The following is a 26,708-nucleotide window of genomic DNA, read 5'->3' as shown; positions in this document are numbered from 1 at the left end:
GCCACAATCCCTGAGAGCCGGTAAGCGTCCGCGAGACGGACAATTGCTCCCAGCAGGTCCTCCACCCGACGAGAAAGGGCACCAGCCCATGACCCCGTCCGCCGACGACCGCACCACCGCCGAGGCCGGCCACCCCTCCGCCCGGCTCCTCGTGGTCGACGACGAACCCGCCCTCCGGGACGCCCTGGAGAGCAGCCTCGCCTTCGAGGGCTACGAGGTCGCCACCGCCACCGACGGCTACGAGGCCCTGGAGTCCGTCGAACGCGACAAGCCCGACCTCGTCCTGCTGGACATCATGATGCCCCGGATGGACGGCCTCACCGCCGTCCGCCGGATGCGCTCCCGCGGCGACACCGTCCCCGTCCTGATGCTCACCGCCCGCGACGCCGTCGGCGACCGCGTCACCGGCCTCGACGTCGGCGCCGACGACTACCTCGCCAAGCCCTTCGAACTCGACGAACTCCTCGCCCGCGTCCGCGCCCTGCTGCGCCGCAACGCCCTCGCCGCCGAGGCCGCCGCCCGCGCCGCCGCCGAGGACGACAGCGAGGTGCTCGCCTTCGGCGACCTGCGGATGAACACCGCCACCCGCGAGGTCACCCGCGGCGGCAAGCCGGTCGAACTCACCCGCACCGAGTTCATGCTGCTGGAGATGTTCCTCTCCCACCCCCGGCAGGTCCTCACCCGGGAGCAGATCCTCAAGGCGGTCTGGGGCTTCGACTTCGAGCCCTCCTCTAACTCCCTGGACGTGTACGTGATGTACCTGCGCCGTAAGACCGAGCAGGGCGGCATGCCGCGCCTCATCCAGACCGTACGCGGCGTCGGCTACGCCCTGCGCCCGGCCGCCGGCGCCGGCGCGTGAGTACTGTTCCGCCCCCGCCGCTGGCGCCGCCCCGCACCCCGGGCCGGCGCGAGCGAATCGTCCACTGGTACCGCTCCCGCTCGCTGCGCGGCCGCCTCACCTTCCTGAGCGCGGCGGCGGTGGCGGTGGCGATCGCGATGTCGGCGCTGGCGTGCTGGTTCATCGTGGAGAGGCAGCTGTACGGCCAGGTCCGAACGGATCTGCTCAACGCTCCCCCGCAGCCGCGGATCCCACCCACGTTGTACTGCGCCTCATCGCCTGCTGCAGCCCCGACGGCACAGGGGTCCTCCCCGACCGAGAGCAACGGCCCCGTGCTCAGGGACGTCCAGTTCGTCCTGGCGAACACCGGCCAGGTCTGCTTCGCGGAGCGCACGCCCCGAGCTATCACGCTCAAGCCGAGCGACACCGACGCGTACCGCCTCAAGCTCGGTCAGTCGATCATCCGTGATGGCACCTACACCAATGGTGATCCTGCTGTCGTCCGCGTCTCCGCGGCCCAGAGCCACTCTCTCGGGCCGGTGCTGGTCATGGTCGCGACCCCCACCCAGTCCGTCGAGGACTCGCTCCAGGGCCTCGCCATCCTCCTCGGCGCCGTCTCCCTCGGCGGCATCCTGCTCGCCGCCGTCGCCGGCCGCCTGGTCGCCCACTCCTCCCTCAAGCCCGTCGACCGGCTCACCGACGCCGTCGAGCACATCGCCCGGACCGAAGAGGTCGGCACCACCATCCCGGTGCGCGGCGACGACGAGATCGCCCGCCTGTCCACCTCCTTCAACTCGATGAGCACCGCCCTCGCCAACTCCCGCGAGCGCCAGACCCGGCTGATCGCGGACGCCGGCCACGAGCTGCGGACGCCCCTCACCTCCCTGCGCACCAACGTCGACCTGCTGATCCGCAGTGACGACACCGGCCGCCCGCTGCCCCCGGCGACCAAGACCAAGCTGCTCGGCAACATGAAGGCGCAGATGCAGGAACTCACCGTCCTGATCGGCGACCTGCTCCAGCTCTCCCGCCCCGACACCCCGAAGGCCGGTCCCAACCTCACCGTGGTCGCCCTGCACGAGATCGCCGGCCGGGCCGTCGAGCGCGCCAAGCTCCGTGGTCCCGGGCTGGTCTTCGAGGTGAGCACCGAGCCCTGGTACACCCACGGCGACGCGGCCGGCCTGGAGCGCGCCGTGATCAACCTGCTGGACAACGCGGTCAAGTACAGCCCGCCCGGCGGCACCATCGAGGTCCGGTTGCAGCAGGGCGTGTTGACCGTCCGCGACCACGGCCCCGGCATCCCGCCGGACGAGCTGCAGTACGTCTTCGACCGGTTCTGGCGCTCCCCCTCCTCGCGCCAACTGCCCGGCTCAGGCCTGGGGTTGTCGATCGTCGCACAGAGCGTGCGGGAGGCGGGCGGCGAGGTCACCCTCGGCCCGGCCGAGGACGGCGGCCCCGGCGCGCTGGCCACCGTACGACTGCCGGGCGGCCCCGGCCCCGAGTAGCCCCCGAGTGACGGTCGGGGGAGAACGGAACGGGCGGGGCGCCCCGACAGCGCCCCGCCCGTCCTCATCGTCGGCTCACGGTCAGTCGATGTCGCTGCCCGGGCCGAGGACCTTGATCCGGTCCTGCGCCGGCGGCTTCAGCGGCGAGGCCGCCGAGCTGTGGGCCGCCAGGTAGGCCGTGAAGACGTCCAGGTCGGAGGCGCCGACGAGCTTGTCGGTGCCCGCCGCGAAGGCCGGGAAGCCGTCGCCGCCGCCGGCCAGGAACTCGTTGGCCGCGACCCGGTACCTGGCGGCCGGGTCGACCGGCGCGCCGTTCAGCCGGATCGAGTCGAGCACCACCCGGTCCGCGCCGGTCTTGCGCATGTCCAGGGTGTAGTGGAGGTTCGAGGACACCTGGAGGACCTTCGGCGCCGCGTCGTTGAGCCCGCTCACCTGCTGCTGGAGCAGCTGGACCAGCTGTGCGCCGGTCAGCGTCTTGACCTGCATCATGTTGGTGAACGGCTGGGCGGTGAACGCCTCGCCGTAGGTCACCACGCCGTCGCCCTCACTGCCGGAGGCCTTGTACACCAGGTCGGAGCGCAGTCCCCCGGGGTTCATGAAGGCGACCTGCGCCCCGCCCTTGCCGGCCGGGGCGAGCCCCTCCAGCTGGGCGTCGGCGATCACGTCGCCGAGCGGCTTCTCCAGGTCGCTGCTGCCGCGGCCGTTGATGTCCGCGGAGATGTAGCCGATCGGGCGGTTGGCGATCGGGGCGGCCAGCTTGGAGTAGTGGTCGATCAGCGCCGTCATGTCCGGGGCCTTGGGGACCGTGCGGCGCACCACGTGGTTCTCGGCCTTGACCGACGGGCGGACGATCTCGCCGGTGGTCTTGTCCAGCTTCATGTCGATCTCGGTGAACAGCCGGCCGAAGGAGGCGGCACTGGTGACCGAGCGCGGCACGCCGTTGGGGTCGGGGATCTCGCAGGCGTACGCGTTGTGGGTGTGGCCGGTGACGATGGCGCCGACGGCCGGGTCGATGTTCCTGGCGATGTCGACGATCGGGCCGGAGATGCCCTGGCCCGCCGGGCCGCAGTCGTAGTTGTAGACGCTGCTGGCCGGGTAGCCGCCCTCGTGGACTAGCGCGACGATCGAGTTGACGCCCTTGGCCTTCAGCTCGGCGGCGTACTTGTTGATCGTGGTGACCTCGTTGGCGAACTTCAGGCCCTTGATGCCCTCGGCGGTCACGATGTTCGGCGTGCCCTCCAGGGTGACGCCGATGAAGCCGATCTTCACGCCCTGGGACTTGGTCACCCAGTACGGCGGCAGCAGGGTCCTGCCGGTCTTCTCGTCGGTGACGTTGGCCGACAGGTAGTTGAAGTTGGCGCCCTTGAAGGTGCGGCCCGGCTCGTAGCAGCCGTCGGTCGGGTGGCAGCCGCCCTCCTGCTTGCGCAGCAGCTCCGCAGCGCCCTGGTCGAACTCGTGGTTGCCGACCGAGGTGACGTCCAGGCCGAGCTTGTCCATCGCCTCGATGGTCGGTTCGTCGTGGAACAGCGCCGAGGTGAGGGGGCTGGCGCCGACGATGTCGCCGGCCGCGACCGTGATCGAGTCGTCGGCCGGGACCCGCGCCTTGCGCAGTTCGGTGGCCAGGTACTCGATGCCGCCGGCCGGGGTCGAGACCACCCGACCGGTGGCCGGGTCGACCTCCTTGATCGTGCCGGAGGAGCCGGCCGGGGGCTCCAGGTTGCCGTGGAAGTCGTTGATCGCCAGCAGCTGGAGGTTGACGGTCTTGTGACGCTTGGCGTTGGCGTCGGCGGCCTGAGCGGCCGTCGGCACGACCACCGTGCCGAACAGACCTGCGGCGGCGACGACGGCGAACGCCGCCCGTCGGGATCTGACGGTGAGCATGAGGGAACCCCTGCACCTTGGAGGACCACGCGGCGGCGGAGGAACCGGGCGTGGGCGATGAGTTGCGCGAGTGCAGCCTAGGGTCAACGCGCGTAGCTGTCAGGACGTCGAACGTAACGAGAGGATTACCTGCTGACGAACCATCGCGGCAGAGCCGGGACGGGCAGCCTGCGTACGACCGGCCGGCCAGGCTGACGACGGACGGTCAGACCCCCGGCTCCGCCGCCAAGTTCCGCTCCGCCCGCGTCCGTTCGGCCACCGCGTCCTCGGTCATCGCGCGGTCGGTGTAGACCAGCGGCCGTTCGGTGTCGGTGATGATGTGTTTCACCACCTGGACGTTGCCGTTGACGTCCCACACCGCGATGCCCGGCGACAGGGTCGGAATGATCTCCACCGCCCAGCGCGGCAGGCCCAGCACCCGGCCGGTGGCCCGCGCCTCCTCGGCCTTCTGCATGTAGATCGTCCGGGTGGAGGCCATCTTCAGGATCGCCGAGGCCTCCTTGGCGGCCGCACCGTCCACCACGTCCGACAGGTGGTGCACCACCGCCACGAACGAGAGCCCGAGCCGTCGGCCGAACTTCAGCAGCCGCTGGAACAGCTGTGCCACGAACGGGCTGTTGATGATGTGCCAGGCCTCCTCGACCAGGAAGATGCGCTTCTTCCGGTCCGGCCGGATCCAGGTGTGCTCCAGCCACACCCCGACGATCGCCATCAGGATCGGCATCGCGATCGAGTTGCGGTCGATGTGCGAGAGGTCGAAGACGATCAGCGGCGCGTCCAGGTCGATCCCGTCGGTGGTCGGGCCGTCGAACATGCCGCGCAGGTCACCGTCGACCAGTCGGTCCAGCACCAGCGCCACGTCCAGGCCCCAGGACTGCACCTCGTCCACCGCCACGCCCAGCGACTCCACCGAGGACAGCTCGGGATTGCGCAGGGTGTCGATGATGTCGTCCAGCACCGGCTGACGGTCTTTCACCGAGGCCACCACGTGGGCGTGCGCCGCCTTCAGCGCGAAGCCCGCCCGCTCCTCCAGGCCCCGGCCCATCGCCACCTCGATGATGGTGCGCAGCAGCGACAGCTGACCGGTCTGGGTGATCGCCGGGTCCAGCGGGTTGAGCTTCACCCCGCCGTCCCGGGCCGCCATCGGGTCCAGCCGGATCGGCTTTATGCCCAGCGCGTCGGCGATCAGGTTCCACTCGCCGACGCCGTCCTCGCCCTGCGCGTCGAGCACCACGACCTGCCGGTCGCGGAACCTCAACTGCCGCAGCACGTACGTCTTCTCCAGCGCCGACTTGCCGTTGCCGGACTCCCCCAGCACCAGCCAGTGCGGGGCGGGCAGCTGCTGCCCGTACAGCTGGAAGGGGTCGTAGACATAGCCCTTGCCGCTGTACACCTCCCGCCCGATGATCACGCCCGAGTCGCCCAGCCCCGGTGCGGCCGTCGGCAGGTAGACCGCCTGCGCCTGGCCGGTCGAGGTGCGCACCGGCAGCCGGGTGGTCTCCACCTTGCCGAACAACAGGCTGGTGAACGCGTCGGTGAGGTTGCCGAGCGCCATGGGCGGCCTCCTGGTGCCAGCGGTGGGGGGTGGACGGGTGCGGTGGGTGGACGGGCGCGGCGGTCAGCGGCGGATGCCGGTGGCGAACGGCAGGGTGTTGACGAAGGCCCGGTGGTGCTCGCGGTCGCACCACTCCAGCTTCAGGTAGCTCTTGCCGGCCGACGCCCGGATGGTCCGCTTGTCGCGGGCCAGCGCCTCGGGGTTGCGCGAGGAGACCGTGATGTAGCCGACCAGGTTCACCCCGGCCGCGCCGGAGGCCAGGTCGTCACCGCGCTGGTCCACCCGCCCGGTGTGGGCCAGGTCGCGCGGGTCGACCGTGCGGTTCATCTTGGCCGCGCGGCTGGCCTCCGCCTCGTCGTTGGTCTTCTCGGTCAGCATCCGCTCGATCGCGACGTCGGTGGGCTCCAGGTCCATCGTCACCGCGACCGTCCGGATCACGTCCGGGGTGTGCACCAGCAGCGGCGCCAGGAAGTTGACGCCCACCGGGGTCAGCGGCCACTCCTTGATCCACGCGGTCGCGTGGCACCACGGCTCCCGGGTCGCCGACTCGCGGGTCTTCGCCGTCAGGTACTGCGGGTGGGTCGCGTCCAGCTCGGCCGGCCAGGCGTTGCGCCGGGACATCGCCTGGATGTGGTCGATCGGGTGGTCCGGGTCGTACATCGAGTGCAGCAGCGAGGACAGCCGGGCCTGGCCCAGCGGCTGGCGCACCCGGATGTCCGCCTCGGCCAGCCGGGCGCAGATGTCGGTCAGCTCGCGTGCCATCACGGCCGCCAGCCCGTCGTCGTCCCGGGACGGACCGCCGGCGGCACGCTTCTCGTAGGCGCTGCGGCCCATCGCGTGCGCCTCGGCGGCCAGGTCGCGGGTGTAGTGCATGCAGGCCACCAGGTACGCCCGGTGCTGCTCCGAGGAGGTCGACACCATCGACTGCAGCTGGTCGTACGACTCCTGCAGCCAGCGCGGCGCGTCGCGGTCGCCGCGCCGCTCCACGTCCTTGGCGTGCGCGTCCGGGTCGGCCGGCAGCGTGCGGGCCAGGATCTGCAGCCGGGTCACGAACCCGTCCCCGTTGGCGACGTGCTTCAGCAGCGTGCCGAAGCGGTCGACCAGCGCCTCCTGGTCCTCCGAGTCGCGCAGCCCGACGCCCGGGCCCTCGATCTCGATCGCGGCCGTCACCGTCCGCCGCTCCAGGTGCATCAGCACCCCGACCTCGTCCGGCCCGAACGGCGCGGTCAGCCAGCGCAGCCGCCCCACCCCGGGCGGCGGGCCGATCTCCACCTCGCGGCCGTCCATCCGGGTGCCCGCGTCCATCGCGTCCGAGCGCCACACCCCGCGCCCGCTGCGGACCGTCCGGCGGTAGGTGCGGTTGATCTCCACCCACTTGTAGAACGTCCGCTTGCGGTACGGCACGTAGACCGCCGCGATGGCCAGCAGGGGCAGGCCGAGCAGACCGGCGATCCGCAGCGGCAGGACCGGCATCAGCAGGCCCCAGAGCATCCCGACGAACGCCCCGAAGATGATCAGCAGGATCTCGCCGGACTCCCGGTTCCGGCCGATCGGCGCGTTCGGGCGGGCCTTGCCGATCAGGTAGGTGCGGCGCTGGTGCACGTACGGCTGGGCGTACTGGGCACCGTACTGGCCGAGCGGTTCACTGCTCACTTACCCGTCACCCTCCCTTCGCTGGATTGCTGTCGCGGATCGGAACCGGGGCCTGCGGCGGTCCGGCCTGCGGCGGTGGAGCCGGCGTCCGGCCGGCGTGCGCGGCGATGCCGGGCGCGACCGAGCCCCCACCCGCCCCGCCACCCCCGCCGGCCGCCTGCGGACCGCGGTCGCCGTGGGTGCTGATGCCCTGCTTCATCAGGTTCGCGGTGCCGTTGATCATCGCCGAACCGGCCTGCACCGCGCTGGCCCGGGCCCGGCGCATGTTCAGCATCTCGTCACCGAAGGTCGGCACGAAGCGGTACACCGCGGCGCTCGCGAAGATCGACAGGAACAGGATCGCCAGCCCGGACAGCACCCGGGCGAAGTCGTCGTTGGCCCCGGCCCCGGTCGCCACCGCGCCCGCCAGACCCAGGATGATCACGATGATCGGCTTCGCCAGGTCCACCGCCAGCATCATCCCGGCCCACCGGCGCACGTGCTTCCACAACTGCCGGTCCACCAGCCCCGCGTACACCGCCGTCCCCAGCAGCGCCCCCACGTACAGCATCGCCGCCCGGATCACCAGCTCGATCCAGAGCACCGCCGCCGCCAGCACCGCCACCAGCGACACGATCACCAGTATCAGCGGGCCGCCGCCGACGTCCCCCTTCTCCAGGGTGTCCGCGAAGCCGCTCAGGTACGTCCCGGTGTCCGACTTCGTCCCGACCGCGATCGCCTTCGTCAGCCCGTCCGTCACGCTCACCACGGTGAACAGGATCAGCGGCGTGAACGCGGAGGCCACCACGGTCAGCCACAGGAAGCCCACCGCCTCCGAGATCGCCGTCGTCAACGGCGCCCCCCGCACCGCCCGCTTGGTCACCGCCAGCAGCCACAGCACCAGCGTGATCACCGTCGACACCGCGAACACGACGGCGTACTGCTGCAGGAACGACTGGTTGGTGAAGTCCACCGCCGTCGTCCCGTCGATCGCCCCGGACAGCTTCCGCACCACCCAGGCCGCCGCCTGGGCACAGCCCTTGGCGAGCGACCCGAGCGGGTCGGTCACGGTGCCGACGGTGCCGCTCCCGGGGATGACGACCGCTCCGTTGGGAGCACATCCGGCATCGCTGCCCGGGATCGGCAGATCGACCTTCTGACAGGTGGGTGTGGCAGTCGGCGACGGATCGGCGAAGACTCGCTGGGCCGCCAGCATCGTCGCCACCTGCAGGGCGGCCAGCGCACCGGCCACCGTGCCCGCACGGCGTGCGGTCGAACGGCGTGCGGTCTGGTCAACGGGCATAGCGGAACCCCCCGAACTGCTGCGCGGCGCCGGTGATCTCCTCGGCGGTGGCGGCCTGCTGGTCTCCGGGCATCGGCGCGGGGCCCTGCCTGCTGGTGAAGTCGGTGAGTTTCCAGTCGCTCCCCGTCCAGTGGAGCGAGAGCGCGAGGGTGAACCAGTTGGTGGTCACCGGCTGGACGGAGCGTTCGCCGGCGAGGCCGGTGAGGCCGGTGCACCACACCTCGACCTTGGCGTCCCCGTCGTTGTAGTTGGTCGACTTGGTGCCGACCGGGACGGTGCGGCTGACGAAGGTGAGGCCCTTGGGGGCACGGCCCTGGGCGTCGAGGCCGTAGCGGGCGGCGGTGTCGCCGCCGAAGCCCTGGTCCAGCCGGCTCTGCAGCGCCCCCGCCGCTCCCGGGTCGGCGATGGTGGCGATGATGGTGTGGCGGCTGTCGGTGCGGAACATGTCCGCGGAGCCGATGGCCACCGAGTAGTTGGCGGCGGCGGACTGGGCGCCCTGGTCGCTGTGCGGGAAGCCGGAGGCGATGCCGTTGACGGTGGTGCCGACGGGCTGGTCGCCGCTGGGGGCCGGGCCGGCGCCGGAGGCGGCGCCGGGGGCGGCGTGGTCGGAGGAGCTGCCGCCGCCGGCGGCGGGCTTGCCGCGGTTGGCGATGGAGATGGCGACGACGAGCAGGGTGACGACCACGAGGACGGTCAGCAGGGTTCGCAGCGGCCGGGACTGACGGAGGGTCGCCGACGTGGAGGGCTGTTCGTCGACCGGCAGCCGCGTACGGGTGTGCGGCTGGTCGTCGGACAACGGCACGGCGGCCCTCCTGGTGCGGGGAGCCGGGGCGGCTCCGGGGGCCCTCCGCCCCGGGGCGGGCGCGGACGGAGGGTGGGAACGGGGGTGGGGTCCTGGCTGGTCGGCCACTGGTGGGGTCCGGGCGGGGAACCTGCCCTCAGTCGGGCCGGATCACTGCTGTCCTATCGTCAGATCGCCATGCCGTAGACAATGGTGAACAGAGTGCCGAGTGATCCGATGATGAACACGCCGGTCAGCCCGGCGATGATCAGTCCCTTGCCCTGTTCGGCGCCGAAGCTGTCGCGCATCGCGGTCGCGCCGATCCGCTGTTTGGCCGCGCCCCAGGCCGCGATGCCGAGGCAGAGGATGATGGCGAGGGCCATGATGACCTCGACCATCACCCGGGCCTCCGACCCGAGGGTCGCGAACGGGCCCCAGTCGGGGGCGATCCCGCCGATGATCGTGTCGATGCTCGGCTTCTTGGGGGGGTCCTCGGCCAGGTGGCCGACCGCATAGGTGTGCACGCTGCTCAGGTTCATTTCCATCTCACCGCCCGATCAGGCAAATTCAAGGGCCCTGACCCCGCCCGCGCGAAGGGTCGGTGCCTATTCTTGGCCAGATCTGATGTCGACTTGGCTACTTCTCGCGGATTGGTCGTGAGGCATCGGACACGTACGCGAGGATGTCCACCGTACGAAGGATAGCGCTCACTCTTTGTATCTCTGATGATTGCGGTGAGCAACGCCTTCCGGGACACTTCGACTGACGATTCGTCGGGATGGTGCTGATGGTACTCCGGAAGGCCGGTACGGCCGCCGCTGCGGCGGGAGTTGTCGCGTTCGGATTCCTCGGCCTGGTGACGATGGGGACATATGCGGCAAGTGGGACGCCGCAGCAGTCGGCCAATCGCTCCGCGCTCTCTCCCGGAACGGTCCCGGCGGCCTATCAGGACACCTTCCAGAAGTGGGGATCGCTCTGCCCGGAGATCTCCCCGCCGATGCTCGCCGCGCAGCTGTACCAGGAAAGCGGTTTCGATCCGAGGGCCCAATCCCCGGTCGGAGCGCAGGGAATGGCGCAGTTCATGCCGGGGACCTGGCCGGTGTACGCCACGGACGGGGACGGGGACGGCAAGAAGGACGTCTGGAACCCGTACGACGCGATCGCCACGGCGGCGGTGTACGACTGCGCGCTGGCCAAGGACGTCTCGGGGGTGCCGGGCGACCCGCAGGCGAACCTGCTGGCCGCCTACAACGCCGGCCCGTACGCGGTGACGAAGAACGGGGGCATCCCGCCGTACAAGGAAACCCAGGGCTACGTGCGGAACATCCAGGCGATGGCCCGCAGTTTCACCGCGCCGACCGCGCCGGTGGAGGTGTCCGCGCAGTCGGCCGGCGCGATCTACTTCGCCCAGACCAAGCTCGGCACGCCGTACCTGTGGGGCGGTGAGGGCCTGTCCTCGCAGAACGGGCAGTTCGACTGCTCCGGGCTCACCAAGGCGGCGTTCGCCACCGTGGGCATCGAGCTGCCGCGGGTGGCCAACGACCAGTGGTACGCCGGGCCGCACCCGTCGCGCGATCAGCTGCGGCCGGGGGACCTGGTGTTCTTCGCGACGGACCTGAGCGATCCGCGGAGCATCCACCACGTGGGGATCTACGTCGGCGGCGGCTACATGATCAACGCACCCCACACCGGGGCGGTGATCCGCTACGACAAGATCGACACCAGGGAGTACATCGGGGCGACCCGGGTGACCTCGGACGGTGCCCAGGCGCTGCCCACCCGCGACAACAACGGCAACGGCGCGGTCCAGCCCCCGAGCCGCCCCGGCACCACGGCACCGACCACCCCGGCCGCCACCGGCCGCCCCGCGGCCGCCGCCCCGCCCGCGCCGACGGCGGTGGGCCGGCCGTGAAGGCCCTGCCGGCCGTCACCGCACGGATGGAACCGGTGGGACCGGCCGAGTCGTCCGTCGATCTGTGTGCGGGCTGTGGACGCTGAGTCAAGTTTCCATAACCCCGCGTTTCCGTGGAACGCTGTGTCCCGGCGATGACGTTGGGTCCGGTGGCCCCTCGTCAGCGTTCCGCGCGGGGCGGGCCCCGGCGGGAACGCACAGGTGCAGCGGACCAGAAGGAGGTACGGCGTGTCGACGCCGCTTGCCGACACGACCAACCCCGACCTCGGCCTGCTCTACGCCGTGAACGGCCTGGCCAAGAGCTCCCCGCAGTGGCTGGACCACCTGGTCTCGTGGATCGGCGAGTACGGCATCCTGATCGGCCTGGCGATGCTCGGGCTGGTGGGCTGGCTGCAGGCCAGGCGCCGCCCGGACGCTCCGGTGGCGATCGCCGGGCTGCTCTGGGTGCCGCTCTCGGTGGCCGTCGCCGAGCTGGCCAACCTGCCGATCGCCGCGATCGTGGACCGTCCCCGGCCCTTCGTCGACCACCCGGGACTGCTGGTGCTGGTGGACGGCAAGGCCGGCACCCACTCCTTCGTCAGCGACCACTCGACCATGACGATGGCCGTCGCGGTCTCACTGTTCCTGGTGAACCGGAAGTTGGGCTGGATCGCCGGCGGCCTGGCGCTGCTGCAGGGCTTCTGCCGGATGTTCATGGGCGTCCACTACCCGACCGACGTGATCGGCGGCTACGCCCTCGCCGTCGCCGTGGTGCTGCTGCTGGCGCCGATCGCGATGGCGGTGCTGGTCCCGTTCTGCCACGCGTTGGGCCGGACGGCGGTCGCGCCGCTGATCCGGGCGCCGGAGCGCGGCGGTACGGCCCGGGGCTCGGCCCAGCGCGGCCGTCGGCGCGGGCGCGGGGCGGTGCGTTCCGAGGAGCAGCCGCCGGAGTCCGACCTCGCGGCCTGACCCCGGCGTGATCCGGAAGGTACGGCCCGACTAGTCCGTGGGCTCGCTGCCGTACCCGGCGGCGTGGTCGGCCGCCTCTCGGCGGGCCAGGTCGCGGGAGCGGCGGGCGGCGGAGTACCAGCCGCAGCTGCAGGCCGCGAAGGCGAAGGAACCGCGTTCGCTGACCGCGACGCGGTGCTCGGGCATCGGGGTGGTGCCGGGGACGGCCGGCAGCTCACTGTGCACGTGGTTCACCGTAACGCGTCGGACGGCCGGGGCGCGACGCCCGGGTCCGCCCGCTTCCCGTAACCCTTCGCGGCCCAACTCGTTTGCCCGGAAAGAGCTCTGCCCACCCGGGGGTGTCCGGCGGGGCAGTCGGGCCCGAGGGGGTTGTCGCGAGGATGAAGATGACCGACCAGCAGCGAACCGGGCGGCCAGCGCGCCGTCCGCGGCCGCACCTGCGCTCGGCGGCCGGGGCCGCCCTGCTCGCCGCCGCCCTGGCCGCGGGAGCCGCCGGCTGCTCGGGCCGCTCCGGCGGCGGCTCGTCCGACCAGCAGTCGGCCGCCGCCGACCATCTGGCCGCGGACCCGGTGACGGCGGTGCGCAACGCCGCCGACATCACCGGCCGCACCGGCTCCGCGCACGCCGCCACCGAGCTGGTCACCGAGTCCGCCGACAAGAAGGCCTCGTTCAGCGGGAGCGGCGGCTACGACTACGTGAAGCGGATCGGCCGGCTGGAGGTCCAGGTGCCTCCGGGCGCGGCCACCACCGGGAAGATCGTCGAGGTGGTCCTGCCGGGCACGGTCTACCTGCAGAACAGCGGGGCCAAGGTGCCCGAGGGCAAGTGGGTCAAGCTGGACGTGCGCCAGCTGCCGGACGGCAACCTGGTCAGCAGCGGCGCCACCGACCCGGCCTCGGCGGCGGGTGCGCTGCGCGGGGTGCAGAAGGCCGACCTGGTGGGCACGGAGACCGTGGACGGCGTGCCGCTGCACCACTACCGGGGCACCCTGGACCTGGCCAAGGCCGCCGACGCCACCGGCGGCCGGGGCGGGGACGGCCTGCGGACGGGCGGGCAGACCTTCACCGTCAAGGAGGTCCCGTACGACGCCTGGCTGGACGACCATGGCCGGCTGCACAAGGTGGTCGAGGTGTTCACCTTCGCCGGGGTGGCCGGGTCGAAGGAGGCCAAGGACCAGGTGAAGGTCACCTCCACCACCTCGCTCTCGGACTTCGGCAAGCCGGTCGAGGCGGCCGAGCCGCCGGCCTCGGACATCTACCAGATGAAGCCCTCGGAGAGCCCGAAGTAGGCCGCCGGGGCGGGTGGCCGCGCGGGGAGCGACGGCCACCCGTTTCGGCGGCGCCGAGATGGCCCGTCCGTGCCATGTGGACGGGCCCCGGAGTGCCTAGGCTGGACGCCGGGTGGCTGCCGCCCGGGCTGGCGAGGCACTGAAGGGGTGGTGCAGGTGGTGTCGTCCACGGGCGGCCGCAGCGGCGGTCACGACGACGCGGCCCTCGACGAGATCGAGCTGACCGGCGAGCTGATGATCGCCGCGACGGCCAGCACCGGTGAGCGGCTGCCGACCGAGCGGATCGACGAGGTGCTGCTGGACCGGGTGGACCCGGCCCGGACCGAGCGGGAGGGCGACGGCTGACGGCCGCTGCCCGGGCCGGCCGTGCGGGGCCGGGCTCAGCTGCGCAGCAGCCGGCCGATCGCGGCCGAGGCCTCCGCCACCTTGGCGTCCAGTTCGACGCCGCCCTGTTCGGCGGCCGCGGCGACGCAGTGCCGCAGGTGCTCCTCCAACAGGGAGAGCGCGAAGGACTGCAGCGCCTTGGTGCTGGCCGAGACCTGGGTGAGCACGTCGATGCAGTAGACGTCCTCGTCGACCATCCGCTGGAGACCGCGGATCTGGCCCTCGATCCGGCGCAGCCGCTTGAGGTGGGCGTCCTTCTGCGCGCTGTAGCCGTGCGGGCCGTGCCCGTTCCCGTGCGCCGCGGCGGTGGTGGGGGTGCCGGCGTGCGGGTCGGTGCCGGACGCGTGGTCCGGCTCGGTGCGCGCTTGCGTCGTGGTCATCGGCCCGCCTTCGTCTGAGTGCCTGGTGGCTGCGTCGGCCACCAGTGTCCAACACCGGGGCCCTCCGTGGTGTTCCGACGGCCCACCCGGCATGTGCCGAACGGCCTGGTGGGGGGTCGGCGCGGGGTTCACCCGTCTGAGCGGCGCCCCGGTCCCGCACACGCAGGCCGGGGGCAATCGGGGCGGGGTTCCGTCAGACTGGGGAATCACGTCCGCACATGGCCGTGCGGTCCGGGTCGGCCGGTTCGGCAGCCGAACGGAAGGGGAGGTTCCGCCTCCCTGGTCACCACCCCGTTTGCGCGATCGCGCTCGGTTGCACCTAGCATCGTTCAGTCCCTACCCCGCACATCGGAGATTTCCGTGCGTTTTAGCCTGACCCCGAAGGAGACGAGTTTCTACGACATGTTCGCCGCCGCCGCGGAGAACCTCGTCGTCGGATCGAAGCTCCTGCTGGAACTGCTGGGATCAGACGTCTCGGCCCGCGCGGAGATCGTCGAGCGCATGCGCGCCGCCGAGCACGCCGGGGACGACACCACCCATGCCGTCTTCCACCAGCTGAACTCCTCCTTCATCACGCCCTTCGACCGCGAGGACATCTACAGCCTCGCCTCGTCGCTGGACGACATCATGGACTTCATGGAGGAGGCCGTCGACCTGGTCGTCCTCTACGACATCCAGACCCTGCCGAAGGGCATCGAGCAGCAGATCGAGGTGCTGGCGCGCGCCGCGGAGCTCACCGCCGAAGCGATGCCGAACCTGCGCAGCATGTCCAACCTCACCGAGTACTGGATCGAGGTCAACCGGCTGGAGAACCAGGCCGACCAGATCCACCGCAAGCTGCTCGCCCACCTGTTCTCCGGCCAGTACGACGCCATCGAGGTGCTCAAGCTCAAGCAGGTCGTGGACGTCCTTGAGGAGGCGGCGGACGCGTTCGAGCACGTCGCCAACACGGTGGAGACCATCGCCGTCAAGGAGTCCTGACCCTCGTGGACATGGCAGCACTCATCGCCGTCATCGGTGTTGCGTTCTTCTTCACGTACACCAACGGCTTCCACGACTCGGCGAACGCGATCGCCACGTCGGTCTCCACCCGGGCGCTGACGCCGAGGGCCGCGCTCGCGATGGCCGCCGTGATGAACCTGGCCGGCGCCTTCCTGGGCAGCGGGGTGGCGCACACCGTCTCCCAGGGGATCATCGAGACCCCCAAGGGCAACCAGGGGATGGCGATCCTGTTCGCCGCCCTGGTCGGAGCGATCGCCTGGAACCTGGTCACCTGGTACTTCGGCCTGCCGTCCTCCTCCTCGCACGCGCTGTTCGGCGGCATGGTGGGCGCGGCGCTGGCCGGCGGGATCGGGGTGATCTGGAACGGGGTCATCGACAAGATCGTCATCCCGATGATCCTCTCGCCGGTGGTCGGCCTGATCGGCGGCTTCATCGTGATGCTGGCGATCCTGTGGATCTTCCGCCGGGCCAACCCGCACCGCGCCAAGCGCAACTTCCGGGTGGCCCAGACCGCCTCCGCCGCCGCGATGGCGCTGGCGCACGGCCTCCAGGACGCCCAGAAGACCATGGGCATCGTGGTGATGGCGCTCACCATCTCCGGCCACCAGACCGCCGGGGACATCCCGGTCTGGGTGAAGATCTCCTGCGCGACGATGCTCTCGCTGGGCACCTACGCGGGCGGCTGGCGGATCATGCGGACGCTCGGCCGCAAGATCATCGAGCTGGACCCGCCGCAGGGCTTCGCGGCCGAGGCCACCTCCTCGGTCGTCATGTACATCACGTCGTTCGTCTTCAAGGCGCCGATCTCCACCACTCACGTGATCACCGCGGCGATCATGGGCGCGGGCGCCACCAAGCGGCTCCGCGCGGTGCGCTGGGGCGTCGCGAAGAACATCGTGCTCGGCTGGTTCATCACGATGCCGGCGGCCGCCGTCGTCGCCGCGCTGGTGTACTGGTTCGTCCACCTGTTCTGGGGCTGAGCCCCGCCGGAACGGTCGGACGCGATGGGCGGTCCGCCGCCCCGAGCCGCACCGGCTCCGAGCGCCCCGGAGCCGAGCGGGCGAGCAACTGACAGGGCCCGCCCCCACATCTCGGGGGCGGGCCCTTCCTCATGCCCCGCGGCGGCACCGCCATGCAGCACCGCGGGACAGCTGGGGTCCGGTCTAGCCGAAGCGGCCGGAGATGTAGTCCTCGGTCGCCTGCACCGACGGGTTGGAGAAGATCCGCTGGGTGTCGTCCAACTCGATCAGCTTGCCCGGCTGGCCGACGCCGGCCAGGTTGAAGAAGGCGGTGCGGTCGCTGACGCGGGCCGCCTGCTGCATGTTGTGGGTGACGATGACGATGGTGAACTGCGACTTCAGCTCGCCGATCAGGTCCTCGATGGCGAGGGTGGAGATCGGGTCGAGCGCGGAGCAGGGCTCGTCCATCAGCAGCACCTGGGGCTCGACCGCGATGGCGCGGGCGATGCACAGTCGCTGCTGCTGACCGCCGGAGAGGCCGGCCCCCGGCTTGTTCAGCCGGTTGTGGACCTCCTTCCAGAGGTTGGCGCCCTTCAGCGAGCGCTCCACCACGTCGTCCAGAACGGACTTCTTCTTCACACCGGCGAGCCTGAGCCCGGCGACCACGTTGTCGTAGATCGACATGGTCGGGAACGGGTTCGGGCGCTGGAAGACCATGCCGATGGAACGGCGCACGGCGACCGGGTCGACGTTGGAGGCGTACAGGTTCTCGTCGTCGAGGAGGACCTTGCCCTCGACCCGGGCGCCGGGGATCACCTCGTGCATCCGGTTGAGGGTGCGCAGGAAGGTGGACTTGCCGCAGCCGGAGGGGCCGATGAAGGCGGTCACCGAGCGGGGTTCGATGCTCATCGAGATGTCCTCGATGGCCTTGGTGGTGCCGTAGTAGGCCGACAGTCCGCTGACGTCGATGCGCTTGGCCATGATCGTTGCTTCTCTCGTCTGTCTTCGTGCGTCAGTCGGTCGCTCAGTGTCCGCCCTTGGGCGAGCGCCAGCGTGCGATGCCCCGGGCGATGAGGTTGAGCCCCATCACGAAGGCGATCAGCACCAGCGCGGCGCCCCAGGCGCGGGCGTAGCCGAAGTCGTTGTTGACCACCGAGTACTGCTGCCAGATGTACATCGGCAGGGACTGCTGCGGTCCGTCGAACGGGTTGCTGTTGATGTAGTCGGCGCCGAACACCAGCATCATCACCGGGGCGGTCTCGCCCGTGATGCGGGCGACCGCGAGCATCACGCCGGTGGTGATGCCGCCGATCGCGGTGGGGAGGACGATCCTCAGGATGGTCTTCCACTTCGGCACGCCGAGGGCGTACGAGGCCTCGCGCAGCTCGTTCGGGACGAGCTTGAGCATCTCCTCGGTGGACCGGACCACGACCGGGATCATCAGGATCGCCAGCGCGAGGCTGCCCGAGAAGCCGGAGTAGCTGAAGCCCAGGGCGAGGTTCCACAGCGAGAGGATGAACAGACCGGCGACGATGGACGGCACGCCCGTCATGACGTCGACGAAGAAGGTGACGGCCTTGGCGAGCCGGCCGCGGCCGTACTCGACCAGGTAGACGGCGGTCAGCAGGCCTAGCGGGGCGGCAATCAGGGTGGCCAGGCCGACCTGCTGGAGGGTGCCGAGCAGCGCGTGGTAGATGCCGCCGCCGGGGCCGGACTGGATCACGCCCTTCATCGAGTGGCTCAGGAAGTTCCCGTTCACCACCCCGATGCCCTGCTGGACCGTGTAGACGGTCAGCGAGACCAGCGGGACGACAGCCAGGATGAAGGCGACCCAGACCACCGAGGTGGCGAACCGGTCCTTGGCCTGGCGGCGGCCCTCGACCTGGGCCGAGATCAGGTAGCCGCCGACCAGGAACAGCAGGGCCGAGATCAGGCCCCACTGGAGGTGGCTCTGCAGCCCGGCGGCCGCGCCGATCCCGCAGCCGACCGCGATCGAGCCGGCCGCGACGGCGGGCGGGGTCCACCTGGGCAGCCGGTTGGCGGTCAGCCTGGGGCCGACCTGCGGCCGGGCGTCCTCGGGGACGGTCGTCATGGTGGTCATGCGTTGGCCCCCGAGTACTCCTTGCGGCGGGCGATGATCAGTCGCGCGGCGCCGTTCACCAGCAGGGTGATCACGAACAGGACGAGGCCGGAGGCCATCAGCGCGTCCCGGCCGTTGTTGCCGGCCTCGGCGAACTTCAGCGCGATGTTCTGCGCGAAGGTGCCGCCGCCCGCGTCGAGGATGTGCAGCGACAGGACGCTGTTGGCGGAGAGCACAACCGCGACCGCGATGGTCTCGCCGAGCGCCCGGCCGAGGCCGAGCATGGAGGCCGAGATGATGCCGGGGCGGCCGAACGGCAGCACCGCGGTGCGGATCATCTCCCAGCGGGTCGCGCCGAGGGCGAGCGCCGCCTCCTCGTGCATCCGCGGCACCTGGCGGAACACCTCGCGGGAGACCGCGGTGATGATCGGCAGGATCATGATCGCCAGCAGGATGCCGACGGTGAACAGGTTGCGCGGGGTGCCGGTCCTGGTCTGATCGAAGAGGTACGTCCAGCCCAGGTACTGGTTGAGCCAGCTGGTCAGCCCGTCCATGTGCGGGATCAGGAACAGCGCGCCCCAGAGGCCGTAGACGATGCTGGGGACGGCGGCGAGCAGGTCGACCAGGTAGGCGAACGGCTGGGCGATCCGGCGCGGGGCGTAGTGCGAGATGAACAGCGCGATCCCGATGGCCACCGGGACGGCGATCACCATCGCGATGAGGGCGCTGACGATGGTGCCGAAGGCCAGGACGGCGATGCCGAAGACCGGCTTCGGGGCGTCCGGCGTCCACTCGAAGGTGGTGAGGAAGTTGCCGTTGTTGTTGCTGAGGGCCATGCCCGAGCGCCAGGCCAGGAAGCCGGCGATCGCGGCCATGATGACCAGCAGCAGGATGCCCGCGCCGCGGGCGAGGTTCATGAAGATCTTGTCGCCGACGCGGCTGTCGCGCGGTCGGCGTTCCCTGCCTCGCGGGGCGGCAGGGGAGGATGAGGTCATTGGTCTACTCCGGTCTGGTGGTGCCGCCCCGGAAGGGGGTCGGCACCATGGCGGCGGTGCCCCGGACGTTGGTGCTGGATGGTGGCGCTCCGGTGGGACGGCCCCCGCCCCCCTCGCTCACGGGGCCGTCCCACCGGGGGTCCTGTCGGGTCAGGCCAGGGTGCCGACGGCGGCCTTGACCTTGTCGCCGATCGCGGCCGGCATCGGGACGTAGCCCTTGTCGCCGATCGACTTCTGGGCGCCGTCGCTGATGGTGTAGGTCAGGAAGGACTTCAGGGTGTCCAGGGTCTCGGCCTTGTTGCCCTTGTCGCAGGCGATCTCGTAGGTCACCAGGACGATCGGGTAGGCGTTGTCGGCCTTGGTGCCGTAGTCCAGGGAGAGGGCGAGGTCGCCGTCGGTGCCCGACACGGTGGAGGAGGCGATGGTGTTCGCCGCGTTGGCGGCGGTCGCCTCGACCGGCTGAGCGGCGCCGGTGGCGATCTTGGCGCTCTTCAGGTTGTTGGTCTGGGCGTAGGACAGCTCGGCGTAGCCGATCGAGTTCTTGACCTGCTTGATCTGGGCGGAGACGCCGGCGCTGCCGTTCGCGGACTGGCCGCCCTTGCCCTTCCACGCCTTGCTCGGCTCGGCGCTCCAGGCGCCGCCGGAGGTCTTGGCGAAGTAGGAGGTCAGGTTGAAGGTGGTGCCGGAGTCGTCCGACCGGTGGAAGGTCTGGATCTCGGCGTCCGGCAGCTTGGCACCCGGGTTCAGGGCGGCGATGGCCGGGTCGTTCCACTTGGTGATCTGCGAGTCGAAGACCTTGGCGGCGGTCGGGCCGTCCAGGACCAGGTTGTCGACGCCCTCGACGTTGTAGACCAGCGAGACCAGACCGGCCACCATCGGCAGGTCGATCGCCTTGCCGCCGGTGCAGACGGCCTTGGAGGCGTCGACGTCGGCGGGCTTGAGGGCGAAGTCGGAGCCGGCGAAGGCGACCTTGCCCTGGTTGAACTGCTGGACGCCGGCACCGGAGCCGCCGCCGCTGTAGTTGACGGTGGTGCCGGAGCAGGAGGAGCCGAAGTTGGTCTTCCACACGTCGATCGCGGGGGCCTGGGCGGTCGAACCCGCGCCGAGCAGCGTGCCGGCCTTGCCACAGTTGATCGCGGCCGCGGCAGCGGAGGAGCCGTTGGAGCCGCCGGACGCCGTGTTGGTGTTGTTGTCCGAGCCGCAGGCGGCGAGCGACAGCGAGCTGACGAGCGCCATGGCACCGATGGCGAGGGCCTTGGAGCGGCCGTTCCGCTGGAGCTTCACAGGGGTGTCCCTTTCTGTGGCATTGCCCGTCGCGCAGGCCGTGCGGACATGGCCGAGCGCGGGTTTTGCTGTGGTCCGGGGCCCGTTCGGCCCTCCGGTGGTCCCGAAGTTAGGCCGGGGAAGTGACACGTCAGCCGGTCACAAGTGAACGGGGAGTGAACCTCGAACGGATGACAGGAAACTACGTCACGTAGTAACGGTTGCGTCACGGGGAGGGCGCAGGGAGATCACTTCCACCGCTCCCGCACCCGCGGCTCCTCACCCGTCCGTACGGGCTTCGCTCCCAGGACCGCCAGCAGGGCGTCCACCAGCAACCGGTCCCGGTCGTGGGTCAGCCGGGCCCTGGCCTTGCCCGCCGGCAGCCACTCCAGGCGGTCGACCTCGCGGTTCGGCCGGAAGGCCCCGCCGGTCGGCACCGCCGCCCAGTACCGGACCTCCTTCGGACGGCCCTGCGCCAGGTAGTGCTGGGCGGGCAGCTCCGGGCCGAGCAGGCAGCGGAAACCGGTCTCCTCCGCCACCTCGCGCAGCGCCGCCTCGACCACGCCCTCGCCCGGGTCGAGCTTGCCCTTCGGCAGGCTCCAGTCGTCGTACTTCGGCCGGTGGATCACCGCGATCCGCGGCCGGCCCAGCCGTCCGCTGGGCTTGGGCTTCCCGGGCAGCCAGAGCACCGCGCCCGCCGCCAGGACCACCGGGGCACGGCCCGTACCGGTCGCGGGCGCGTCCACCCCCTGCTCGGGGTACGGGCGGCTCCGCCCGGTGCTCGGGCGCCTCTGCCCGACGTTCAGGCGATCGTGCAATTCAGGCCGTCCGTGATGCGGGGGAATCCCCCCGGCCCTCGGCAGGGGGGATCTCCAGCCAGCCGTCCAGGCCGGGCGGGAGGTCGGTCCACCGGCGGCCGAAGGCGTACCGCGCCGCCTCCACCTCCAGTCGCTGATCAGCATGCACCACGCCCAGCACGTAGGCGGTCGCGGGGGTAATCCTCGGCGTGCGTGCCGCGGTGGCGGCGGTGACCGCGGCGTCCGCCGCCTCCTGGTGCCGGTCCAGCACCGCGTCCAGCTCGTCCAGTTCGGAGGACGGGCGGCCGCAGACCTCCAGCGCGTACCGGGCCCGCTTCACCAGGATCCGCAGCCGGGACCAGGGCGCGTCGTCGGCCGCCAGCGCGGCGTCGGCGCCCGCCGGAGCGACCCGCGCCGAGGGCACCGCCTGCCCGAAGGCGGGCGAGGAGGGAGGCAACGGGCCCAGCCGGCGCAGCCCGTCCCCGCCGTACGGCGTCGCGGCCCGCTGCAGCGGCAGCTGCTGGGCGCTCGCCGACAGCGCGGTGAACGCGGCCGCCGCCTGCGGCAGCAGCACCGCCGAAGCCCGGCCGCCGGCCGTCTCCAGCAGCGGCGCCTCGCCGACCAGCAGGGTCATCCGGTCCGCCAGCGCGTGCAACCGGGCCGAACGCAGTTCCTGGAGCACGGTGGAGTGCGCCCTGGTCCGGGCCAGGGTCAGCTGCCGGTCCAGCAGCGCCCGCGCCTTGGGGGCGCCCGCGTGCCCGGCCAGCATGCCGGTGCCCTCCGGGTCCGTGCCGCTCAGCGAGTCCACCGCGCCCAGCAGCCGCACCGAGCGGCGGACGTAACCGGGCTCCAGCGCCAACAGGTTGAGCAGCCAGCGCAGTTCGGTGCGCGACTCCTGCGCCCAGCCCGGCTCGAAGACGGCCCCGAAGGTGTGCAGCAGTCCGCCGATCCGACGCACCGCCCGCAGCAGGTCCGCGGTGCCGCTCGACGGCACGGCCGCGGCCGAGCCCGGTCTGGCGCCGACCTCGCCCACCGCGAGCGGCAGGGCGCGCAGGAACGCGCCCGCCTGGGCGGTGAGTTGGCGGGAAAGGATGTCCCCGGCGGTCGCTGTGGAGGCCGCCTGGGCCGTCATCGGCGCATCGGTCATGGCGTGGTTGATCCCCGTTCCCCCGGGCCCTTCCCCGAGGCTGGTGGCCGACCGCCGGAGCAGGTCCCCTCGGGGCCTTCGGGGGCCCCGACCGCTCCGGCGGCTCGCATCAGTGGACGCGTCAGCGCGGGGTGGCGGCCCGGCGGCGCTGGCGTGAGTCGATGAGCAGGTCCTGGACGTGCCGCAGCGGCCGGCCCTCCGCGTCCTGCGAGTGGCGGGCCCAGGCGCCGTCCGGCCCGAGGTGCCAGGACTCGGTCTCGTCCGACACCCCGAGGTCGATCAGCCCGGACAGCTCGGCGCGGTGCGCGGGGTCGGTGATCCGCATCAGGGCCTCGATCCGGCGGTCCAGGTTGCGGTGCATCATGTCGGCGCTGCCGATCCACACTTCGGGATCGCCGTTGTTGCCGAAGACGAAGATCCGGGAGTGCTCCAGGAAGCGCCCGAGGATGCTGCGCACCCGGATGTTCTCGCTCAGCCCCGGCACCCCCGGGCGGATCGCGCAGATCCCGCGCACCCAGACGTCCACCGGCACCCCGGCCTGCGAGGCCCGGTAGAGCGCGTCGATCACGGCCTCGTCGACGATCGCGTTGACCTTGATCTTCACGTACGCGGGCCGGCCCGCCCGGTGGTGGGCGATCTCGTTGTGGATCCGCGAGACCAGGCCGTCGCGCAGGCCGCGCGGCGCGGTCAGCAGCCGGCGGTAGGACTCGCGGCGCGAGTAACCGGACAGCCGGTTGAACAGGTCCGAGAGGTCCGCCCCGACCTGCGGGTCGGAGGTGAGCAGGCCGAGGTCCTCGTACAGCCGGGCCGTCTTCGGGTGGTAGTTGCCGGTGCCGACGTGCGAGTAGCGCCGCAGGGTGTCGCCCTCCTGGCGGACCACCAGCGACAGCTTGCAGTGGGTCTTCAGCCCGACCAGGCCGTAGACCACGTGGCAGCCCGACTCCTCCAGCTTGCGGGCCCACTTGATGTTGGCCTGCTCGTCGAAGCGCGCCTTGATCTCGACCAGGACCAGCACCTGCTTGCCGGACTCGGCCGCGTCGATCAGCGCGTCCACGATCGGCGAGTCGCCAGAGGTGCGGTACAGGGTCTGCTTGATCGCCAGCACGTCCGGGTCGGCGGCGGCCTGCTCCAGGAAGGCCTGCACCGAGGTGGAGAAGCTGTCGTACGGGTGGTGCAGCAGGACGTCGCGCTCGCGCATCGCGGCGAAGATGTCCGGCTGGGAGGCGGACTCGACGTCGGTCAGCCCGCGGGCCGTGCCGGCCACGAACTTCGGGTACCTGAGCTCCGGGCGGTCCAGGTCGGCGATCCCGAACAGCCCGGTCAGGTCCAGCGGCCCGGGCAGCGGGAAGACCTCCGCCTCGGTGATGTTCAGCTCCCGCACCAGCAGGTCCAGGATGTAGGGGTCTATCGACTCCTCGACCTCCAGCCGGACCGGCGGGCCGAAGCGCCGCCGCATCAGCTCCTTCTCCAGGGCCTTGAGGATGTTCTCGGTGTCGTCCTCCTCCACCTCCAGGTCCTCGTTGCGGGTGACGCGGAAGGCGTGGTGGGCCAGCACCTCCATCCCCGGGAAGAGCTCCTCCAGGTGCGCGCCCATGACGTCCTCCAGCGGGACGTACCGCTGGGGCGAGGCCTCGAGGAAGCGGGCCAGCGACTGCGGCACCTTCACGCGCGCGAAGTGCTTGTGGCCGGACACCGGGTTGCGGACCACCACGGCCAGGTTGAGCGAGAGCCCCGATATGTACGGGAAGGGGTGCGCCGGGTCGACCGCCAGGGGGGTCAGCACCGGGAAGATCTGCTGCCGGAACAGTGTGTGCAGCCGGGCCTGCTCCTTCTCGGCCAGCTCCGGCCAGCGGACCACCTCGATGCCCTCGGCGGCGAGGTCCGGCAGCACCTCCTGCTGGAACGCGGCGGCATGGCGGGCCATCAGCTCGCGCGAGCGGGTCCAGATCAGGTCCAGCACCTCGCGCGGCTGAAGCCCCGACGCGCTGCGCTGGGCGACGCCGGTGGCGATCCGGCGCTTGAGGCCGGCCACCCGGACCATGAAGAACTCGTCCAGGTTGCTGGCGAAGATCGCCAGGAACTTCGCCCGCTCCAGCAGCGGGATCCCCGGGTCCTCGGCCAGCTCCAGGACGCGCTCGTTGAACGCGAGCCAGCTCCGCTCCCGGTCGAGGAAGCGGCCCTGCGGCAGTGCTTCGAACTCCTGCTCGTCCGTGGCCGGCAGCTCCGGCGGGATGCCCAGCGCACTGGACATCCTGGCCGTGGGCGCCGACGGGGCAGGGACGGGGCGGGGGATGCTCATGGGTTCCAGCTCCTCCAGCAGGACGGCGTCCGGACGCGAACGGCTCTGCGGGCCGTCGTCCTCGCCCCGGGTTGCCCCCGGGGACAGCGCCCACCCACCGGGCGCGGTCCGTACAGGACCGGCCGACGAATGGCGGTCGACTCTGCACGAGCGAGACACTACGGACTTCATCCTGTGATCTTCGCGGCAGCAATTGAATCCACGGTAAACACCGCATGGCCAAGAGGAAAGCTGAGTCGGTCGGGGCAAGGGGCGGCGCCGCTCTCCGCCCCTCGCCCGCGACCGTTCCGTTACGGCTCGGCCGTTCCCGGCGTGGGTGGGGGTCTGGGTGTAGGTGGCGTGGCGTGGGGGTTGGGGTTGGGGGTGGGGTGGGGGGTGGGTGCGGGTCTAGGCGGGGGTCCGGGTCCACCGGTCAGCCTGGTACCGGGCCCGGTACATGAGATCCACCTCGTGAATGGTGAATCCCAGTCGCTCGTATACCCGCACGGCGGCCGGATTGTCGGCGTCCACGTAGAGGAGGACGGTCGCCAGTCCGCGCTCGCCGCTGCCCGACCCGGTCAAGTGACGCAGACCCGCCGCGGTCAGCGCCCGGCCGAGGCCGCTGCCCTGCTCGGCCGGATCGACCCCGACCACGTACACCTCGCCGAGCTCCGGCTCGGCGGCGGTGGCCGGGTGCACCTTGGTCCAGTGGAAACCGACCACCTTGCCGTCCCGGGTGGCGAGGAAGAAGCCGGCCGGATCGAACCACGGTTCCGCGATCCGCTCGGCCAGGTCCTGCTCCGTCCAGGAGCCCTGCTCGGGATGGTGGGCGAAGGCCAGGGCGTTCAGCCGCAGCCACTCGGCGTCGTCCTCCCCCGGGCGGAAGGTCCGGAGCTCGATGCCCGCCGGGAGGGGAACGGCCTCGGTCTGCGCACCGGTGCGGCGCATCTGCCGCAGCTCGCGGACCAGCTCGGCCCCGTACGCGCCTGCCAGGTGCCGGGCCGCCGGGTGACCGCCGTGCACCCAGAAGTCCACCGCGTCCCGGCCGACCAGGTGGGCCTGCGCCAGTACGGCGTCGACCAGCGGACGGGCCAGACCGCGGCCACGGGCGGCCGGGTCGACCACCAGCTCGGCGGCGGGCTCGGCGGTCGGCGCCTCCGGAACCTCGAGCTGGCCGTAGCCCACGACGGAGCCGCTCTCGCTGCCGACCACGTGGGTGACGCCCGAGCGGGGCGTCCCGGCGCTCCGCAGCCGGAGCCGGCCCTGCTCGGAGACGGCGGCCCGGCCGTCGACCGCCTGGGCCTCCGCCAGAACACGCAGGGCGCCGTCGCGCTGCTCGGGGCTGAGCACGTTGCTCGCAATGACCGCTGTCTGATCGTCCATGCACCGACGATACGTCAACGGAAATGCGAAAAGCCCCTGATCCAAAGGATCAGGGGCTTTTCTGAATGATTGTTCGGCGGCGTCCTACTCTCCCACAGGGTCCCCCCTGCAGTACCATCGGCGCTGTGAGGCTTAGCTTCCGGGTTCGGAATGTAACCGGGCGTTTCCCTCACGCTATGACCACCGAAACACTATGAAACTGTCAACCGCACCAACCCACGTCTTACGGGGTCGGGGTCGTTGTTTCAGAACAACACAGTGGACGCGAGCAACTGAGGACAAGCCCTCGGCCTATTAGTACCGGTCAACTCCACCCCTCACAGGGCTTCCATATCCGGCCTATCAACCCAGTCGTCTACTGGGAGCCTTACCCTCTCAAGGAGGTGGGAGTGCTCATCT

The 26,708-nt window shown here is 71.2% G+C and carries 24 protein-coding genes and 2 rRNA genes; 8 read left to right on the top strand and 18 right to left on the bottom strand.

Translation table 11 applies throughout. The features are described 5' to 3' along the window. Positions 1-88: 88 nt before the first annotated feature. The gene (locus HS99_RS17495) at positions 89-859 is read left to right on the top strand and encodes a response regulator transcription factor (protein WP_030289005.1); all 771 of its coding nucleotides are present in this window, start codon (positions 89-91) and stop codon (positions 857-859) included. After that, positions 856-2,343 carry a HAMP domain-containing sensor histidine kinase gene (locus tag HS99_RS17490; protein WP_223886003.1) on the top strand — a complete coding sequence of 496 codons (1,488 nt, stop codon included), beginning with the start codon at positions 856-858 and terminating at the stop codon, positions 2,341-2,343. The genes HS99_RS17495 and HS99_RS17490 overlap by 4 nt, the downstream gene beginning before the upstream one ends. A gap of 81 nt (positions 2,344-2,424) precedes the next feature. Here HS99_RS17490 and HS99_RS17485 read toward each other — a convergent pair whose 3' ends face one another. From HS99_RS17485 to HS99_RS17460, 6 genes are all read right to left on the bottom strand, one after another. After that, positions 2,425-4,224, bottom strand: a complete 1,800-nt coding sequence (locus tag HS99_RS17485; protein ID WP_046386507.1) for a bifunctional metallophosphatase/5'-nucleotidase — start codon at positions 4,222-4,224, stop codon at positions 2,425-2,427. Positions 4,225-4,429: 205 nt separating this feature from the next. Then, positions 4,430-5,779, bottom strand: coding sequence for an ATP-binding protein (locus tag HS99_RS17480; protein ID WP_030555394.1), 1,350 nt, complete (start codon positions 5,777-5,779; stop codon positions 4,430-4,432). Between the two features lie 63 nt (positions 5,780-5,842). Then, positions 5,843-7,432, bottom strand: a complete 1,590-nt coding sequence (locus tag HS99_RS17475; RefSeq protein WP_046386508.1) for an SCO6880 family protein — start codon at positions 7,430-7,432, stop codon at positions 5,843-5,845. A 7-nt stretch (positions 7,433-7,439) separates the two neighbouring features. Beyond that, entirely contained in the window at positions 7,440-8,714 is a 1,275-nt protein-coding gene (locus HS99_RS17470) for a hypothetical protein (RefSeq protein WP_030555396.1), read from the bottom strand. Further along, positions 8,704-9,516 carry a hypothetical protein gene (locus tag HS99_RS17465; RefSeq protein WP_030555398.1) on the bottom strand — a complete coding sequence of 271 codons (813 nt, stop codon included), beginning with the start codon at positions 9,514-9,516 and terminating at the stop codon, positions 8,704-8,706. The genes HS99_RS17470 and HS99_RS17465 overlap by 11 nt, the downstream gene beginning before the upstream one ends. Positions 9,517-9,683: 167 nt before the next feature. Further along, a complete protein-coding gene (locus HS99_RS17460; RefSeq protein ID WP_046386924.1) occupies positions 9,684-10,034 on the bottom strand; it encodes a DUF8827 family protein in 351 nt (116 codons plus the stop codon). A 248-nt stretch (positions 10,035-10,282) separates the two neighbouring features. Between HS99_RS17460 and HS99_RS17455 the strand changes: the two genes are divergently transcribed. Together HS99_RS17455 and HS99_RS17450 are read left to right on the top strand one after the other, a co-directional pair. Beyond that, on the top strand, positions 10,283-11,407 hold the full coding sequence (locus tag HS99_RS17455) for a C40 family peptidase (RefSeq protein WP_078657072.1): 1,125 nt from the start codon (positions 10,283-10,285) through the stop codon (positions 11,405-11,407). A 228-nt stretch (positions 11,408-11,635) separates the two neighbouring features. Further along, complete coding sequence (locus HS99_RS17450) at positions 11,636-12,355, top strand: phosphatase PAP2 family protein (RefSeq protein WP_030289022.1); 720 nt, start codon at positions 11,636-11,638, stop codon at positions 12,353-12,355. 30 nt (positions 12,356-12,385) lie between these two features. Here HS99_RS17450 and HS99_RS17445 read toward each other — a convergent pair whose 3' ends face one another. Next, a complete protein-coding gene (locus HS99_RS17445) occupies positions 12,386-12,580 on the bottom strand; it encodes a hypothetical protein (protein WP_051747187.1) in 195 nt (64 codons plus the stop codon). Positions 12,581-12,741: 161 nt separating this feature from the next. Between HS99_RS17445 and HS99_RS17440 the strand changes: the two genes are divergently transcribed. Then, positions 12,742-13,641 carry an SCO4651 family lipoprotein gene (locus HS99_RS17440; RefSeq protein WP_046386925.1) on the top strand — a complete coding sequence of 300 codons (900 nt, stop codon included), beginning with the start codon at positions 12,742-12,744 and terminating at the stop codon, positions 13,639-13,641. A gap of 156 nt (positions 13,642-13,797) precedes the next feature. Continuing rightward, a complete protein-coding gene (locus tag HS99_RS17435) occupies positions 13,798-13,986 on the top strand; it encodes a hypothetical protein (protein ID WP_107050795.1) in 189 nt (62 codons plus the stop codon). A gap of 35 nt (positions 13,987-14,021) precedes the next feature. Here the strand turns inward: HS99_RS17435 and HS99_RS17430 are convergent, their stop codons facing one another. Then, positions 14,022-14,405, bottom strand: a complete 384-nt coding sequence (locus tag HS99_RS17430; protein ID WP_030289033.1) for a metal-sensitive transcriptional regulator — start codon at positions 14,403-14,405, stop codon at positions 14,022-14,024. A gap of 360 nt (positions 14,406-14,765) precedes the next feature. Between HS99_RS17430 and HS99_RS17425 the strand changes: the two genes are divergently transcribed. Continuing rightward, positions 14,766-15,386: a DUF47 domain-containing protein gene (locus tag HS99_RS17425; protein ID WP_030059626.1), complete on the top strand. Its 621-nt coding sequence runs from the start codon at positions 14,766-14,768 to the stop codon at positions 15,384-15,386. A 5-nt stretch (positions 15,387-15,391) separates the two neighbouring features. Further along, positions 15,392-16,387 (top strand): inorganic phosphate transporter, encoded by a 996-nt coding sequence (locus HS99_RS17420; RefSeq protein ID WP_030289034.1) that lies wholly within the window; start codon positions 15,392-15,394, stop codon positions 16,385-16,387. A gap of 183 nt (positions 16,388-16,570) precedes the next feature. On the opposite strand, the gene pstB is transcribed toward HS99_RS17420, so the two are convergent. From pstB to HS99_RS17370, 10 genes are all read right to left on the bottom strand, one after another. Then, complete coding sequence (gene pstB, locus HS99_RS17415) at positions 16,571-17,347, bottom strand: phosphate ABC transporter ATP-binding protein PstB (protein ID WP_030289035.1); 777 nt, start codon at positions 17,345-17,347, stop codon at positions 16,571-16,573. A 43-nt stretch (positions 17,348-17,390) separates the two neighbouring features. Further along, complete coding sequence (gene pstA / locus HS99_RS17410; protein WP_043389102.1) at positions 17,391-18,458, bottom strand: phosphate ABC transporter permease PstA; 1,068 nt, start codon at positions 18,456-18,458, stop codon at positions 17,391-17,393. Between the two features lie 5 nt (positions 18,459-18,463). Then, positions 18,464-19,441, bottom strand: coding sequence for a phosphate ABC transporter permease subunit PstC (pstC, locus tag HS99_RS17405; RefSeq protein WP_030555405.1), 978 nt, complete (start codon positions 19,439-19,441; stop codon positions 18,464-18,466). 150 nt (positions 19,442-19,591) lie between these two features. Then, positions 19,592-20,725 (bottom strand): phosphate ABC transporter substrate-binding protein PstS, encoded by a 1,134-nt coding sequence (gene pstS / locus HS99_RS17400; RefSeq protein WP_030289041.1) that lies wholly within the window; start codon positions 20,723-20,725, stop codon positions 19,592-19,594. Positions 20,726-20,952: 227 nt separating this feature from the next. Then, on the bottom strand, positions 20,953-21,450 hold the full coding sequence (locus HS99_RS17395) for an NUDIX hydrolase (protein WP_046386929.1): 498 nt from the start codon (positions 21,448-21,450) through the stop codon (positions 20,953-20,955). A 73-nt stretch (positions 21,451-21,523) separates the two neighbouring features. Further along, a complete protein-coding gene (locus tag HS99_RS17390) occupies positions 21,524-22,648 on the bottom strand; it encodes a CHAD domain-containing protein (protein WP_050366643.1) in 1,125 nt (374 codons plus the stop codon). 121 nt (positions 22,649-22,769) lie between these two features. After that, on the bottom strand, positions 22,770-24,947 hold the full coding sequence (locus HS99_RS17385; RefSeq protein WP_046386926.1) for an RNA degradosome polyphosphate kinase: 2,178 nt from the start codon (positions 24,945-24,947) through the stop codon (positions 22,770-22,772). A 387-nt stretch (positions 24,948-25,334) separates the two neighbouring features. Then, positions 25,335-26,309: a mycothiol synthase gene (gene mshD / locus HS99_RS17380; RefSeq protein WP_046387133.1), complete on the bottom strand. Its 975-nt coding sequence runs from the start codon at positions 26,307-26,309 to the stop codon at positions 25,335-25,337. 71 nt (positions 26,310-26,380) lie between these two features. Beyond that, positions 26,381-26,497 (bottom strand): 5S ribosomal RNA (gene rrf / locus HS99_RS17375). Between the two features lie 86 nt (positions 26,498-26,583). Beyond that, a 23S ribosomal RNA gene (locus HS99_RS17370) occupies positions 26,584-26,708 on the bottom strand; the annotation flags it as partial.

Source organism: Kitasatospora aureofaciens (assembly GCF_001188955.3).
In the GTDB taxonomy this organism is placed as follows: domain Bacteria; phylum Actinomycetota; class Actinomycetes; order Streptomycetales; family Streptomycetaceae; genus Kitasatospora; species Kitasatospora aureofaciens.
This window is presented reverse-complemented; position numbering and strand designations above follow the sequence as displayed.